The organism is Paracoccus sediminicola, from assembly GCF_027912835.1.
GTDB classification, from domain to species: Bacteria; Pseudomonadota; Alphaproteobacteria; order Rhodobacterales; family Rhodobacteraceae; genus Paracoccus; species Paracoccus sediminicola.
In genome coordinates this window covers 1953865-1968816 of sequence record NZ_CP115768.1, presented here as the reverse complement: position 1 = coordinate 1968816, position 14952 = coordinate 1953865, and the positions used below count along the sequence as shown (strand labels likewise).

Sequence of the window (14952 nt, the reverse complement as noted above, 5' to 3'; positions counted from 1 at the left end):
TGTGTCAGGCTGTTGAGCGCGGCTACTCACCGACTACACCACCTTCCAGTTCGGCCTCAACTTCGAGATCGACCTGCGCCTTAAGCCAAACCAGGCCGTCACGGATGTACGTCGGAACCTGCCACTCTTCCGGTCGGGCCGTAAGTACGCCAAGCGCGAACTTGGTCTTGTCGAATTTATCGCCGCTGACCCTCTTGTGAAGGCCGGCTGCCAACGCCGCCGGGTCCGCTAGTGCACCACGGAGGCGTAGCCCCAATTTCCTCTGCTCCGCGCTCTGGCACCATTCGGCGTTTTCCAACCCGAACGCTTCTTCCAACGTCCGACCTGCCAGCTCTACGTTCTGACCATTCCATGCGACTGGAACGGGCGTCTGATATGCCACGCGGACACGGGGCGTCACATCCGCCGGCGTTTCTTTCTCTTGCTCCGGTGCTGCGAAAAGCTCGTCGATCGACAGCTTGGCCGGAAGCCATTTCACGAGAGTCTGGTTGGAGGTGACTGCCCCGGCTACACCGGGCAAGCACTTTTTTCCGTAACGACGGGCGGGGGCAGGATCGGCGGCATCGCCAGCTTGGGCGGCCGGAGCATCACCACCGAGTAGTTCATCGACATCGTTGGCAGCGTCCACCTCAAGGGCCTCGACTTCGATCTCCAGCTCGTCATCGTCGTCATCATCGCCGTCATGATCAGCAGGCAACAAGGTAACACTGTCTACGTCGGTGATGATCAGCGTGACGATCCCGAGGAATTCGATCAGCGATTTGAATTTATGGCCGAAGGCACCGCCCACCTCCAGAATGCAAATGCAGGAGGATCGCAGCGATGTCGCCGCCTTTGATATCATGATCGGGAGCAGCAATCGCTCGACATTGCCCTCCACGAGCACAGCGGCGTCAGAGAAGAACAAATCGCAGTGGGTGAGTTTGAGATACCTTTGCAGGAAATCGCGGTGTTCGGTTTCCTGCGCATAGAACGCGGAGAGGTTGAGCACTTCAGTGACTTGATCGTTTCCGACCAAATCGCGCCGGAAGTAGCGGATCGGCTGAAAGCCACGCTCGTACAGGATGTGCGGCGAGTGGGTCGTAATGACCGCTTGTGTGGCGAATGATCCTCCCGCCTCGCCCGGAATGACGAGCAAGTCGAGTATGTTGCGAATGAAAACCTGCTGGAGCTGCGCGTGAAGGTGTGCTTCTGGCTCCTCGATGAATATGAGATGGAGAGGCGCACGCTTCTCCTCTTCGGCTTTCCAGCGCTCCTGAAGGTCGAGCACTTCGACCACCATATAGATCAGGTTTTTGAAGCCGAGGCCATTGTAGGTGTCGGGCAGCATGATCGTCTGCGCGGCTTCGCCCACGATGTAATGGACGCGCGCATCCTGCGTCATGATGGACGCGGGGTTCAGGGCCGACTTGATTTCGAGCCTTGGGTTATTGAGGCCGGGATAACCCAAACGCCCCAACCGCTCCAATGTACCTTTAAAAACCTCCGCGAGATGCTTGTCGAGGCCCACCTCAGACTCGAATAGCGCTTTGAGCGCCTGATGATCGTCCTGACGTTGATCGAGATTGCGTTGATAGAAGCGACTCAGACGCTTCGACAAATCCTCCGAACGGCCGCTTCCGGAAGCTGTTGAAGGGTCCGCAAGGTGCCGCTGTGCATTGAGAAAATCTACCTTGATGAGCGATTTTAGTACAGCACTGCCGCCGGGCTCGTTCCCCAACGGCAGCGGCTGATACCCCTCCACCGCCTGAAACTTCGCATCAAATTGCCTGTGGTCGAGGACGTAATATCGCAGCTCATACTCGTGTCTCAGTTCTTTAAGCAGGTAAGCCGATAGCGATTTTGGCCAAGGCACATAATCGCCTGCGCCGCCGACCAGCGCCGCCGCTTTGGCCCGACCATCGTCGCGAGCGGTGCGATAACGCTGGATCAATTCCGTGATGTTTCTGGGCGCGAGTTCGACGCGGACGCCCACAAGCGTCCCGGCCCAAGCGGTCGAGGGCAGAATGGGGATGACAAGATAGAGGTCTTCGGCTCCCACCTCGAACCAAAGATCGAGCGAGACGGTCGGAAACTCAGCCTCGGCGATGTCGCCCTCTCGTTCGCCGATCTCATCAAGCAGCGGCCAAGCGTGCGAGCTGAAATCATACAGCGAGAAAGCGTCTTTGCCACCCGAGAGAAACATCTGCATAGCCTGCGTCGCGGAGGTTTTTCCGCTATTATTCGCCCCAACGAAAATGGAGATGTCGGACGCAAGCTCGATATGCACGTCCCGAAGCCGCCGGAAATTTCTCAGTCGATAGGAATGTAGGTGCATCGTGTTCCCCCACCACGAAGTCTAACGGATGATAACCCACGTCGGAATCTTAATTGCACGCCGTTGTGGCGGTGTATTGTAAGAATGCAAGGGATTACTGCATGCAGCGCGTATCCCTCGCGGCTCGGTAACTACACCATCTGACAAATTCTGTTCAGTCAGAGATACGCAGGTAGCTTCGCCTTCCATTCGCTCATCAGGATCAAGGTGCCTCCGACGGTCTCGCCGTGTTTGACCAGTTCCAATTCGCCGACCGGCGTTGCTTCGTCCCATTCAAAATGCTCCGAGAGGAACGACAGCGTCTCGCGCTTGTAGGCCGTGTCGAGGTTGTCGAGCTGGTCGCCCTTGGTTTCCAGCACCGTGATCCGCTTCGCTTCGCCATCGCGCTGCACGGCGAAGATGAAATCCGGATAAATTTTGGCCTTCTTCCATCCCTGAATGCCGTATTGCGTCCGCGCGACATTGCGGTGCCACCAGGCCAGCGTCTTTTCGCCGTCGAGATAGACCGCCACATCCCGCTCGTCGCTGTTCAGCTCGTTCTCGTAGACCGGCGCGAAAAGACTCTTTTCGAGCGGGCCGCCCGCGCGGTTCAGGAGCTGGCGCGCGTTTTCCGGTTCCGTCGTTTCGATGCTGAACGGCATTCGCCAGTTGCGGCCATCGAGCCGCAAGCGAAACTGGATGCGTCCCGCCGCTACCTCGGCCTTGAACAGGGCTTCGGCGCGCGCGTTCCGCGCCGCTTCGAGGCCCTTGCGCAGCTCTTCCACGATCAGGCTAGCGAGCAGGCCGAGCTTCGCGTCATCGAAGCCCCGCGCCCGCAGGGCCGCAACCGTCGCGCCGACAATCTCGCGGCCGACGAAGGGATTCGGCACGATGTCGGAAATCATCCGGACGGCATGCGCCGGATCGAAGGCGAGGATTTCCGCGTTGGCGGCGACAGTCTCGCCGACGAACAATTCGTCGCCGTCCTCGGCAAGCCTGATCCGTTGGAGCTGGCTTTCCGCCGCCTGTGCGTTTTCGGGCACCCGATCCGCGATGTCCTGCGGATCGAAGCCCCGCCAGTCGAGCGCGGAAAGCACATCCGTCTCGTAGTCCAGCTCGCGCGCGTCGCCGCTTTCCACCACCATCACCTTGGGCAGGTAGATTTCCGTGGAGGCGAAAGCCGGGCGGCGATTGATCGTGCGGGCAGTCTTACCGGTCCCGCTTTTGTCGTCCTGCGTCACGCGCAGGACCAGATCGCCGAGGCCGTCCTGTTCGAGGCCGTCTTTAATGGCACCGACGACCGTCGCAGTATCGGCGTGATGCGTGATGACGTGGCACTCATCGAGCGCTTCAACGTCCGTTTTGAGCGCGCCGGGCTGGCGGAGAATGCGGCCGACAAGCTGGGTCATGGCCTTGAGGTTGGCGCTGGCCGCAAGGCTGCACAGCACATAGGCGAAGGGGCAATCCCAGCCCTCTTGCAGGGCCTGTTTCGTGATAATCGCCCGCACGCGGTTGGTGGGCGAGAGCAGGTCCTGATTTTCGGGATCGTTGAGGTCGTTTTGCTGGGCGGTTTTAATCGCGATTTCCGCCTGGTCGAAACCCGCCGTCAGGAGCCAGTCTTTTACATCTTCCGCATGGATATGGCCGCTTTCGCGCTGATCCGCGCCCGTGCGCTCGACCTGGATCAGCATGATCGGGCGAATATAGCGGCCCGTATCGGCCCGCAGTTGCCGGGCTTCGGCATCGAGCGCGTTGAGCTTGGCAAGCGCCGCGTTCAGCGTCGCCTTCCAGTCATTGCCCTGCCGGGGATCAAGGTTGAGCGGCATCTTTATCATGCCTTCACGGTCCAGCTCGCGCCCCGTCACTTCCACCAGCACATTGGCATAGCGGCCTTCGCGCGGATTGCGGCCGCCGCGCGGCTGCACATCCTGCGGCGTGGCCGTCAGCTCCAGCACGAAACACGGGTTGAATCCGTAAAGCGTGCCGAAAGCGAGATCGGAAATGGCGCGGTGGCCTTCATCCATCACGACCACGGGCCGAATGATCCGAAGGGCGTTCCCGAGGGAATCCTTCACCAACGGGAACATGCCGGTATAGGCGGAGAGGTTCGGCGTGCGGTCGATGGCGGCTTGATGCGCCTGTTGTTCGCCTTCGGGCGGGAAGAAGCCGTGCACGTCGCCCCGGTCCTGAAACATTTTCAGGGAATCCTGCGTCTCACGGTTCGCAGATTGCAGCATCAGCAGCATGATGCAGATATTGGTTTCCACGTCCCGCGCATCGAGCCGGTCGGTTTTCTCCATGATCTTCACGCGCCCCGCCGCTGCGCGGTCCAGCGCCTGACGGTAGGGGTGCTGGCGATCCTTCAGGTGCTTGAGCGTCTGCGTATAAATCGCTTCGTTCGGCACGATCCACAGGACGAAACCGGTGTTGCGGTCGAGATAGCGGCCCATCACCCGCGAGACGGCGGAGACGGCAAGCCATGTCTTACCGCCGCCGGTTGGCACTTTCAGCACGGCGTTGGGCACGGGCCGCTCGCAGCCGTCCATGCGCGGCGAGAACGGAATCGCGGCGCGGGAAGCGGGCAGCTTCCCCGCCGCCTTCATCGCTTCCCAAGCCTCTTTCGCGAAATCCGGAGTGGCAAGACCAAGGTCCGGGTCTTGCGCGGCAAGCGCCGCCACCTTGTCGGCGCGCGCCTTCTTTTCCTTCAAAAGGTCGAGATAGTCGTCGAGCGTCTTGATGACGCGGTCCTGATAATCGAGCTGGCGAAACACGGCGTCAGCTCCGATCTATCCGGTAGAGCGCGAAGGGCAGCGGCACGAACTCCACGGGGATGTTCTGTTCCGCCAGCATCTTCTGGCTCACGAACCGCGCCGGGGCGAAGACAAGGTGCCGCTTGTCCGGATCGGAGGCGGCGAATGCCTTGGCGCGCGCCAGCGTCAGGGCCGCTTCCGGCGATTTCAGCCAGTCGAGATCGGGCTTGTAGATCAGCCAGACATGCTGGCCTTCTATGGCACCGAGATAGAAATCATCCTCCCGCACGGCTGCGGGATCGAGCGCGCGATTGGTCGCCATGTGGAACAGTGCCGCGCCGAGACCGGCATAGGGCGGCAGGGTTTCACCGCTCAGCACCTTATCCAGCTCCACGGGATCGCCGAGAGTGCAATAGGTGAAGGTGCCGCCGAGGCCGGCTTTATACTCGTCGTCCTTTGAAGTCGGAACGCCCTGGATAAGGCGGCGAACACGCTCTGCCGTCAGTTCGTCGGCATAATCTTCCATTTCGACAAGGATAAACTTCCGATTTCCGGCATCCCTCTCGTTCAGTTTCATGACCGCCTGCGCCGTCGTTCCGGAGCCAGCAAATGAGTCGAGAACGACAGCATCCGGGCCAGCGGTGTATGAAAGAAGCCACTCAATAAGCGTGTAGGTCTTTGGATTCTTGAAGGCTTGCTTCGACTCTGGGAAAATCTTTTTCAGCTCATTCGCGCCGCGCCGACCATCTATTTCAATGATCCCCGGCATCTTCTCCTTGTAGTCCTTCACGTAGGTCTTGAGGCGGATGAGCTGATCGGGATCGTCGCTGAAAATGATGCGGTCCTGCGCAAGCAACTCGTCGCGGGTGTCTTCAGGAAAGCGGTATCCCATGAGCGGTTGCGGCACCAGTTTCTGGGTCTTGGGATTCACTAAATCCCAGCGATAACCCTCACGGCCCGGGTTGTGGACGCTTCGCGAGGCAGTGAAAATCCCGCCCCGGTCGATCTGATTATACTCCTGCAAGGGGCCGAGTTGCGGCTTATGCAGTCTGAACCATTCCGTATATTGTGATGAAAGCTCATCATCGCTTAAGTTGGCGGCCAAAAGCTCCTGTTCCTTCGCAAGAAGGCAATCTTTCAGGTCCGACCACGGAGAACTCCAGATAGGTGCAACGCCATCCCGCTCCAAGCAAAAGACATGAACATACTCATGTTCAATTGCGATATTCGTTGGATTATTATCTGTCGCATTCTTCCAGATAATGGTGCCAAGATGAGGGTTGCTTTTCGGATTGTTATTGTCTCCAAATGTAGCGTGCAGAAGATGCTTGAACAGAGCGACCTCGTTATCATCGATGCTCGCAAAAATGACTGCCCCCGGCTTCATGAGGTCGCGTAAGAGCTGAAGGCGCGGCCACATCATGCACGCCCACTTGTCATGCCGAAGCGTGTCATCGACGGTGATTGGATTGCTATCGAGCCATTCCTGAATCACCGGCGAATTGACTTTGTCGTTATATGACCAATCGCTCTTGCCGGTATTGTAGGGCGGGTCGATATACACGCAATCTACCTTGCCCGCATAAAGCGGCAGGAGCGCCTTCAGCGCGTGCAGATTGTCGCCGTGAATGACGAGATTGCCGTCAAGCGCAACCGGGCCGATGCCCTTGCTTTCATCGGGCACAAGCGGACGGAAGGGCACCGCCAGATGGTGGTTGTAGACAAACTCTTTGCCCTTGAAACTCAGCTCCGTCATGCTCGACCCTTCGTATTCATTCCTGTGTATCGCTCGACCTTGATCTCCGCTTCCCGCCTGCGGGCCTGCGCAATGTCGTAGCTGTTCTGCATGCGCATCAGCGTCTCCATCGGTACGCCGAAGGCCTTTTCAATCCGGATCGCCATTTCCGGCGACAGGTGCGCACGCTCGTTCAGAAGCGCCGACAAGGCCGGTCGCGTAACCCCCAACGCCTCTGCCGCCTCGGTCACGGACAAGCCGAGCGGTTGCAGCACCTCATGCTTGACGAAACCGCCAGGATGGGCGGGCGTCTTCAGCCGAAGGTCATGCTCATCGGTCATCGCGCTGCCCGTTGAATGTTCATCGATTCGGATGCAGCGTATCGGACGTAACGTTTCCTGTAAAGTGACGCTTTACGGAACATGGCGGTGCCAGGCACCTATTTTCGGGCGCGAAAGCAGGCCAAAAGCCCGCCTCCCAAAAACCATTGTGACAGAGACCAAAAAATCGGTCCCGGAAACAGCCATCTAAGCCATTGATTTAAAACAAATCTGAACACATCGTCGAAAAACGTGGCCGTGAAGGTAGTTGAATTAATAAATTAAGTAGTGTGACATGCCCTATGACCAGCGTTGCGCAGTACCTTTCCGAGCATGGTCCCTCACGTTCCTCACGGATCGTTGAGGCATTTGTCGCATCTGGTTTATCCGCAGAGGCAGCGCGTCAACGCGTATCGCGAGCCAAGCCGCCGGTCCGCAGCTTTCCTGTTCCGCTCCTGCCTAAACGCGAGGCGTTCCTCTATCTGGAGAAGGACCGCAACGGCGAACGGTTCTGGCAAAATTTCCTGCGCGATCTCCGCGAAACCAATTCGATTACGGCGGCGGCTATCGACGGCGTGATCGCTCGGGGCGGCATAATTCCTGTCGAGCAATTCGCGGTTGTAAGCGGTGCGACGGTCAGGCCTAAGACCGGGCAAGTCCCGGCTGATACGGTCGCCAGCCGTCTCATAAAGTCCGACTTCCTCAAGGAATTCCACGACCCGGAATATGGCCGCTGTTTCCGCACGGCTCCGAGCTTGGCCATGGGCACACCCGCTGCCATGCGGGCGCGGGACATTACGGAACGTGTCTTGCTGGATGGCCTGCGCGAATGGTGCCGAAAAATTGGCCTCGCGAGCTACAACGCCATCCGCATCCGGGGCGACGAAGACTTGAAGCCGATCGGGCCTTTCGCATTCGATCTTGCCGGGCCGAGCTATCTCCTACCGTTGCAGGGATCGGCAAGCAAACCGGGTTTCGTTGTGGCGGACGTTTTCGCCGAAGGCATTTTGACCGTCCATGAGATTCAGTTCTTCATCCGCAAAGCTCGCGTTCTCAAAGCCAGCTTCAAGGATATCGGCATTCTGTCGATCATCGTCGCGGAAGGCTTCACGGGCGAAGCAATGACCGCAGGACATGCGGCGGGCGTTATGCTGGCAACCCCCAAAGACCTGTTCGGGAGGCGTGTCGGGGAGGCAATCGCCTCGCTCTGCGAAGTGCTCAAGAATGCCGCGAAATATTCGTCATCGAGCCCCGAACGCCTCACCATGCTGTTGAACAACCTGTTTGATATCGAAGGACGCAACAAGAACCTTCGGGGCATCCTGTTTGAGATGGTGGCGGGCTATCTTGCAAGGCGCACAGCCATGACGATGGATATGGGCGTCACCGCCAAAGACCCGAGCACCGGGAAGACAGCGGATATCGACGTTCAGACGATCACGAACCAGAACGCAATCGTCACGGCCATTGAATGCAAAGGTAAGGAGCCGGGCGGTGTGTTGAGTCTGGCAGAGGTGGAGGAATGGCTCGCGAAGATTCCCACATTCCGCGCTCATTACGCTCAGCACGGGTATTTACGCGAGGCAGAGCAGCGCTTCGAAATTTGGACGAGTGGCAGCATCGCACCTGATGCGCTGGCGAAACTGAAAGAGGAACAGGTCCGCCGCGTAAAGGCGAAGATCGACTGGAAGGACGGCGATGCGGTTCTGGCGCTGGCGAGGGCGGGCAAAGAGAAGGCCCTTGCCGACGCTCTCAACCAGCATTTCTTCCGTCACCCGCTTGCCGAAGTCGCCAAGCAATTCGAAGCCGACGAGGCCGCAGGAAAAGTGCAGTCATGGATGGCTCCTACGAAATCTAAACCGCCTGAGTTCAAAGGTCTGGCGATTGAAGTCGTCTCGTTGGATGACGAGTTGGACGCCGCCGAGTGACCTAGAGCCCAAGATCCGAATTGCCGCCGATAGCCACATAAATTCCGCTGAAAACCGCTGGCTGCCGCAAGTCATGGATGCCTGAACAAACTGCTGGCCCGAAGCGAACGCGCTATTCGTTGCGCTGTGGAGAGCCGCTAGTGACAATGTCCCGGCGCTGTAGCGCCGGGTCCGTAGAAACACATGGTGAAAACGAATAGACCGGAACCCATTGTAGTACCATTGGTTTCCTGTCGATTCTCGAACCCGGACTTATAGGGCTATGGAGTAAACGTAGTTGTCATCTTCACCTGGCGCGGTGCGCCAGATTCTCTTCATTTTGGTAATGTCGCGCGTCTTAGCGGCTGTCGAAGGGGCTGGCGATCGCCGATGGGCTGTGAACGGTCATCTGAGTGAACTGGAAATCCAAGACAAATCACTGATATTTAGCAATTGAGAGGGCGGCGATGTGACAAAGCCCGTCCAAGCCCCTATACTCGGTTCCAAGCAACTCTGCTTGCGGCCGCTTTCGGGCGGCTGATCGCCGGGCCTTCGGGTCCAGACGATAGACCGAATGAAAGGTATCACATGACATTTCCGAAAACCGGCCTCGCGCTTCTGGGCCTGATGGCGACTGCGCCTGCGGCATTTGCACAGGAAGAATGCGGCGATCTGACCATTGCCGAGATGAACTGGGCCTCGGCGGGACTCGCCGCCTGGGTGGACAAGATCATCCTCGAAGAGGGCTATGGCTGCGATGTCGAGCTGGTGACGGGCGATACCGTGCCGACCTTTACCTCGATGAATGAAAAGGCCGAACCCGATGTCGCGCCGGAGCTGTGGGTCAATGCGGTGAAGATCCCGCTCGATGCCGCCGTGGACGAGGGCCGCATCATCATCGCGTCGGAAATCCTCACCGATGGCGGCGTCGAAGGTTTCTGGGTTCCGACCGAACTGGCCGAGGCCAATGACATCGTGACGATTCAGGACGCGCTGGAGCAGCCCGATCTGTTCCCGGGTGCGGAAGATGAAAGCAAGGGTGCGTTTTTCGGCTGCCCGTCGGGTTGGGCCTGCCAGATCATCACCCAGAACCAGACCCGCGCGCTCGGCATCGAGGAAAAAGGCTTTGAACTCGTCGATCCGGGTTCGGCAGCGGGGCTCGATGGCTCGATCGCGCGTGCCTTTAACCGCGATGAGGGCTGGCTTGGCTATTACTGGGCGCCAACCGCAATCCTCGGCAAATATGACATGACCCGGCTGGAACTAGGGGTCGAGCACAACCGCGAGCAGTGGGATAACTGCACTGTCGTGAACAACTGCCCGGAGCCCGAGCTGAATGAATGGCCGCGCTCGGACGTGTTCACTGCCGTCACCAAGGAATTTGCCGAGAGCAATGCCGTCACGATGGACTATCTCGGCAAGCGTGCGTGGTCGAACGACACCGTCAACAGCCTGCTCGCCTGGATGGGTGACAATCAGGCGACGAATGAAGACGGTGCGTGGTACTTCCTCGAAAATCACGAGGATGTCTGGAGCGCGTGGGTCAGCGAGGACATCGCCGACAAGGTTCGCGACGCGATCTGACGTGCAGAAGAACTTCGCGGCCCGGCGGAACCAACGCCGGGCCGTTTCGCTTTACTGAATAGCCCCAGGAAAAAGCACACATATGGATTTCGTCGACTTTCCATCCATGAGCCGCGGCGATCTGCGCGATTTGCGCATCGCGATCGACACGGCGTTCCGAGATTTCACCCGCGCCTATGGCGAGACGCTGGAAAACCTGTTCCACCCGGTTCAGGTCCTGCTCGTCTTCATCGAGGATCTGCTGATCGACAGCCCCTGGATTCTGGTCCTCGGCGGGCTGGCCGCCTTGGTCTGGCTTCTCAGCCGCAGTTGGAAAATCGTCCTTGGATCGGTGATCGCGCTGTTTCTGATCGGCTATTTCGGGATGTGGGAAGACACGATGAGCACCATCGCGATGGTTGCGGTTTGCACGCTCATTGCGGTGGTGATCGGGATTCCGGTCGGCATTTTCATGGCGCGCTCAAGCAAGGCGAATTCCCTGATCACGCCAATCCTCGACATGATGCAGACCATGCCGAGCTTCGTTTATCTGATCCCGGTGGTGATGATCTTCGGTCTCGGCAAGGTGCCGGGCGTGATCGCGGTGGTGATCTATGCCATCCCGCCGATCATCCGCCTGACCAATCTGGGCATTCGCCAGGTGCCCTCGGACGTGCTTGAAGCCGCCGAGGCGTTTGGGTCCAATCCGCGTCAGAAGCTGAAGGACGTGCAGCTTCCGCTGGCGCTGCCGACCATCATGGCGGGGGTGAACCAAACCATCATGATGAGCCTCGCCATGGTTGTCGTCGCCTCGATGATCGGGGTGAAGGGTCTTGGGCAGCCGGTGCTTCAGGCGATCAACAACCAGTATTTCACGCTCGGCGTGATGAACGGTCTCGCAATCGTTGCCATCGCCATCATTTTCGACCGCTCGACCCAAGCCTATGGCAAGCGGCTGCAAAAGCATCTGGAGGCTGTCCATGGCTGAAGCGACCCATGACATCGAGATACGTAATCTCTACAAGATCTTTGGTCCCAACGGCGCCGCCTACGTCGATGACGTCAAGGCCGGGATGACCAAGGACGAGCTGAACAACAAGCATAACCATGTGCTTGGGCTCAACGACATCAATCTCACCATTCCCGCGGGGAAGATTCAGGTGGTGATGGGGCTGTCGGGTTCGGGCAAATCGACCCTGATCCGCCACATCAACCGGCTGATCGAGCCGACGGCGGGCGAGGTGATCTTTGACAATCGCGACATCGTGCAGATGTCGCAGTCGCAGCTTCGCGATTTCCGGCGCAAGAAGACCGCGATGGTCTTCCAGAAATTCGCGCTCTTCCCGCATCGCACGGTGCTCGAGAATACGAAATACGGGCTCGATGTGCGCGGTATTTCCAGCAAGGAAGCCGATGAGCGGGCGCGGCGCTGGATCAGTCGCGTGGGGCTTGATGGCTATGAGGCGAGCTATCCGAACCAGCTCTCGGGCGGGATGCAGCAGCGTGTCGGGCTGGCCCGTGCGCTGACCAACGATGCCGAGATTCTGCTCATGGACGAGGCTTTCTCGGCGCTCGACCCTCTGATCCGCACCGACATGCAGTCGGTTCTGCTGGATCTTCAGGAAGAACTGCACAAGACCATCGTCTTTATCACCCACGATCTGGACGAGGCACTGCGGCTTGGCGACAAGATCGCCATTCTGCGCGATGGGGAGATCATCCAGCAGGGCACGGGTGAACAGATCGTGCTGCGCCCCAAGGACGATTATATCAGCAACTTCGTGCGTGACGTAAATCGCGGCCACGTGATCTCGGTCAAGACGATCATGCATAAGGGCGAGCAGACCGACAGCCCGGTCACTCTGGACGCCAACGCGTTGCTGGAAGAGGCGGCGCGGGCGATGACAGACGCCGAGACGAACCGAGCCAATGTGGTCGGCGAGGACGGCATGCATCTGGGCCGGATCACTCTGTCAAAGACGGTGGCCGAGATGATCGCGCCGGATTACAGCGAGGATGTTGCCGCCGAATAGGGCGGTCGCTTCTCAGCCCGCGCGCGTTTCGGCTGAATGCGCTAGCCGGTCTCGCCTCCGCGCCATCCAGCGATGGCACAGCACCGCGATGACATAGCCGCCCACCACCATGGCGATCAGCCCCGCGCCGCCCAGATGCAATTGCGTCAGCATCAGCAGCGGTGTTCCCAGCAGATTGCCCAGATTACCCATCTGCGCCATCAGCCCATTGGCAAGCGCGCGGTCCCCGAGATCGGCGTTCAGCACGGGCACGGCAGCGAAGCTCGCACCCTGGATGATGCCGAGCGCGGCGAATAGCGCCATCGCCGGAAGGCTCGGATCGTCGGGCAGCAGCATGGCCGCGGCAGAGAGCGCGGCGGACATGAAGCCGAGCTGGATCAGCCCCACCGCCGATGTGAACCGCAGCAACAGCGGCACGAGCATGAGGCTGGATGCGATGCTGATCAAAGGCAGCGCGGCAATCATCAGTGCACGCCGATCGGGCGGCATCAGTGCTGGCAGGATCGCCAGCAGAGACACGAATGTGAGTGTATAGAACAGCCAGCCGAGCCCCGGCGCGGCAATGCGCGGCGACGCATATGCGCGGCGCTGCGCGACCAATATGCCGGACGCAGACGGCAGGCGGGGAACCTCACCGCGCCTGACTCTGGGCAGCACCGCCCAAAGCAGCGCGGCCATCGCAAGCATGAAGGCGCCGTGCCATTGGAACAGAACGCCAAGCGACGCCTTTCGGATCAGCGGCAGGCCCAGCCACGCCATGATCACGTAGGTCACGCCGAAAAACGTCGCCCAAAGCGTCATGGCGAGATTTCGATAGCGATCTGGCGCAAGCTGCGCGATCAGCGTCGGCGCGGCGATCACGATGAACAGATGCGATGCGCCCTCGACCGCGCGGCTGAACAGTAACGGGGTAAGCGCGTCCATCCTTGCCTGAACCAGCGAGACCGCCCCACCAAGGAGAAGCGCCGCCAGAAGCGCCCGGCGCAGCCCGATGCCGAGCACGAGCGACCCGGCGACAAGCCCGAATACCGCGCCGATCAGGCTGACGAGCGACAGCAGCCACCCCGCACGTGCCCCGGCCTTCGGAAACATGACCCGAATTTCTTCGAAGGGCACCCCGATCTTGGCAAATTGTGCCGCTGCCCCAAGGCCCGCAAACCAGAGCAGCAGGATCAGGACGCCAGCGGGCAGGGCAGGGCGGTGGAATGTCATGCCACAGGGTTAACCCTGCAATCCGAACGACGCCATGTGAAAACCTGACAGACGCTATCTTTCCCTGCTGCGCAGCCCCATCGCCGCGGCGAAGATCGGAGCGCCAAGGATCACAAGCACCAGCCTTAGCAGGTGATGAACCACGATGAAGCCCAGATCGGCCCCGGCGACGATGGCCAGAACCGTCATCTCGGCCTGTCCGCCCGGAGCGAAGGACAGAAATCCCTCGACCGGAGACGCCAGCCCCAACAGCACGACGATCTCTGTCACGCCGAAAGTCAGGAAGGCGAGAATGACAACAAAGACCATTCCCGCCAACACGATGCGGCGCAGCTCGGACAGCGTGACGCCTACATAGCCGGCACCGATTCCCATACCGATGAAGAACTGCGCGCCAAGAATCGCCTCGCGCGGGGGACGATGTTCGATGATGCCGGTCAGCGACAACGCGGCGGTAACGATCATCGGGCCCAGAATCGCCGCCCCAAAAAGGCCGATGCGCTGTGCCAGTTTCCAGCCCCCGATTGCGGCGGCTGCCATGATCGCCAGCTCGGTCAGTGGCAGCTCCGAAGCCGGTGCGCCGATGGGCTGGACAAGCGGCCGGTCGAAGATCCAGATCAGGACCGCGGGGACGATGGTCACAATCACCAGCACCCGCGTCGCGTGGATCAGGGAGAGCGCGCGGACATCGCCGCCCGCCTCTTTGCCGAACAGGATCATGTCCTGAAGCCCGCCCGGCATGGCCGCAAAATACGAGGTCGCCAGATCGAAGCCGCAGACCTTATGGAAATAAGGCACGCCGACCAGCCCGATCACCGCGATATAGATCGGCACGAAAGCGACGGAACCGGCCATTTGCGGGATCTGATGCATCACCTCGGGCGTGATCGTCGCCCCGACCGCGACGCCGAGAATGGTTCGGGCGCCTTCGGAGACCGGCTTGATCCCCTGCAATGGCGCGCCGAGCAGCGCCGCGAAAAGGCAGGCGAACATTGGCCCGAACAGAAAGGGCAGCGGCAGACCCAGCGCCGCGAAGATGGCTGTGCCCGCAGCGGCGAGTGCGACCGTCCCCGCGCGGCGCGGGGTGATAAGACGAGAGAGGGCGGAGGTTTCTTGACGCATTTGTATCCAACAGT

General features: G+C 59.8%; 10 protein-coding genes. 4 read left to right on the top strand and 6 right to left on the bottom strand.

The genetic code is table 11. The features are described 5' to 3' along the window. Positions 1–22: 22 nt before the first annotated feature. From PAF18_RS09720 to PAF18_RS09705, 4 genes are all read right to left on the bottom strand, one after another. Positions 23–2317: an ATP-dependent nuclease gene (locus PAF18_RS09720; RefSeq protein WP_090616921.1), complete on the bottom strand. Its 2295-nt coding sequence runs from the start codon at positions 2315–2317 to the stop codon at positions 23–25. 158 nt (positions 2318–2475) lie between these two features. Then, positions 2476–5067, bottom strand: a complete 2592-nt coding sequence (locus tag PAF18_RS09715; RefSeq protein ID WP_090616919.1) for a DEAD/DEAH box helicase — start codon at positions 5065–5067, stop codon at positions 2476–2478. A 4-nt stretch (positions 5068–5071) separates the two neighbouring features. Beyond that, complete coding sequence (locus PAF18_RS09710) at positions 5072–6802, bottom strand: site-specific DNA-methyltransferase (RefSeq protein ID WP_170851944.1); 1731 nt, start codon at positions 6800–6802, stop codon at positions 5072–5074. Then, the gene (locus PAF18_RS09705; RefSeq protein ID WP_012171781.1) at positions 6799–7122 is read right to left on the bottom strand and encodes a HigA family addiction module antitoxin; all 324 of its coding nucleotides are present in this window, start codon (positions 7120–7122) and stop codon (positions 6799–6801) included. The genes PAF18_RS09710 and PAF18_RS09705 overlap by 4 nt, the downstream gene beginning before the upstream one ends. 281 nt (positions 7123–7403) lie before the next feature. Between PAF18_RS09705 and PAF18_RS09700 the strand changes: the two genes are divergently transcribed. The 4 genes from PAF18_RS09700 (at position 7404) to PAF18_RS09685 (ending at position 12604) form a co-directional block, all read left to right on the top strand. Further along, positions 7404–9029, top strand: a complete 1626-nt coding sequence (locus PAF18_RS09700) for a hypothetical protein (protein WP_090616917.1) — start codon at positions 7404–7406, stop codon at positions 9027–9029. Between the two features lie 567 nt (positions 9030–9596). Further along, positions 9597–10592 (top strand): ABC transporter substrate-binding protein, encoded by a 996-nt coding sequence (locus PAF18_RS09695; protein WP_271115539.1) that lies wholly within the window; start codon positions 9597–9599, stop codon positions 10590–10592. Positions 10593–10674: 82 nt separating this feature from the next. Beyond that, positions 10675–11559, top strand: coding sequence for an ABC transporter permease (locus PAF18_RS09690; RefSeq protein ID WP_271115538.1), 885 nt, complete (start codon positions 10675–10677; stop codon positions 11557–11559). Continuing rightward, positions 11552–12604 carry a quaternary amine ABC transporter ATP-binding protein gene (locus PAF18_RS09685; RefSeq protein WP_271115537.1) on the top strand — a complete coding sequence of 351 codons (1053 nt, stop codon included), beginning with the start codon at positions 11552–11554 and terminating at the stop codon, positions 12602–12604. The genes PAF18_RS09690 and PAF18_RS09685 overlap by 8 nt, the downstream gene beginning before the upstream one ends. Before the next feature lie 12 nt (positions 12605–12616). Here PAF18_RS09685 and PAF18_RS09680 read toward each other — a convergent pair whose 3' ends face one another. Both PAF18_RS09680 and PAF18_RS09675 read right to left on the bottom strand, forming a co-directional pair. Further along, the gene (locus PAF18_RS09680) at positions 12617–13816 is read right to left on the bottom strand and encodes an MFS transporter (protein ID WP_271115536.1); all 1200 of its coding nucleotides are present in this window, start codon (positions 13814–13816) and stop codon (positions 12617–12619) included. 54 nt (positions 13817–13870) lie between these two features. After that, the gene (locus PAF18_RS09675; RefSeq protein WP_271115535.1) at positions 13871–14938 is read right to left on the bottom strand and encodes an AbrB family transcriptional regulator; all 1068 of its coding nucleotides are present in this window, start codon (positions 14936–14938) and stop codon (positions 13871–13873) included. Positions 14939–14952 lie beyond the last annotated feature (14 nt).

Bases quoted from the DNA above. Each gene is read 5' to 3' on its own strand.
- PAF18_RS09720 (WP_090616921.1), bottom strand. From the start codon at position 2,317: ATGCACCTACATTCCTATCGACTGAGAAATTTCCGGCGGCTTCGGGAC.
- PAF18_RS09710 (WP_170851944.1), bottom strand. From the start codon at position 6,802: ATGACGGAGCTGAGTTTCAAGGGCAAAGAGTTTGTCTACAACCACCAT.
- PAF18_RS09705 (WP_012171781.1), bottom strand. From the start codon at position 7,122: ATGACCGATGAGCATGACCTTCGGCTGAAGACGCCCGCCCATCCTGGC.
- PAF18_RS09700 (WP_090616917.1), top strand. From the start codon at position 7,404: ATGACCAGCGTTGCGCAGTACCTTTCCGAGCATGGTCCCTCACGTTCC.
- PAF18_RS09695 (WP_271115539.1), top strand. From the start codon at position 9,597: ATGACATTTCCGAAAACCGGCCTCGCGCTTCTGGGCCTGATGGCGACT.
- PAF18_RS09690 (WP_271115538.1), top strand. From the start codon at position 10,675: ATGGATTTCGTCGACTTTCCATCCATGAGCCGCGGCGATCTGCGCGAT.
- PAF18_RS09685 (WP_271115537.1), top strand. From the start codon at position 11,552: ATGGCTGAAGCGACCCATGACATCGAGATACGTAATCTCTACAAGATC.
- PAF18_RS09680 (WP_271115536.1), bottom strand. From the start codon at position 13,816: ATGACATTCCACCGCCCTGCCCTGCCCGCTGGCGTCCTGATCCTGCTG.
- PAF18_RS09675 (WP_271115535.1), bottom strand. From the start codon at position 14,938: ATGCGTCAAGAAACCTCCGCCCTCTCTCGTCTTATCACCCCGCGCCGC.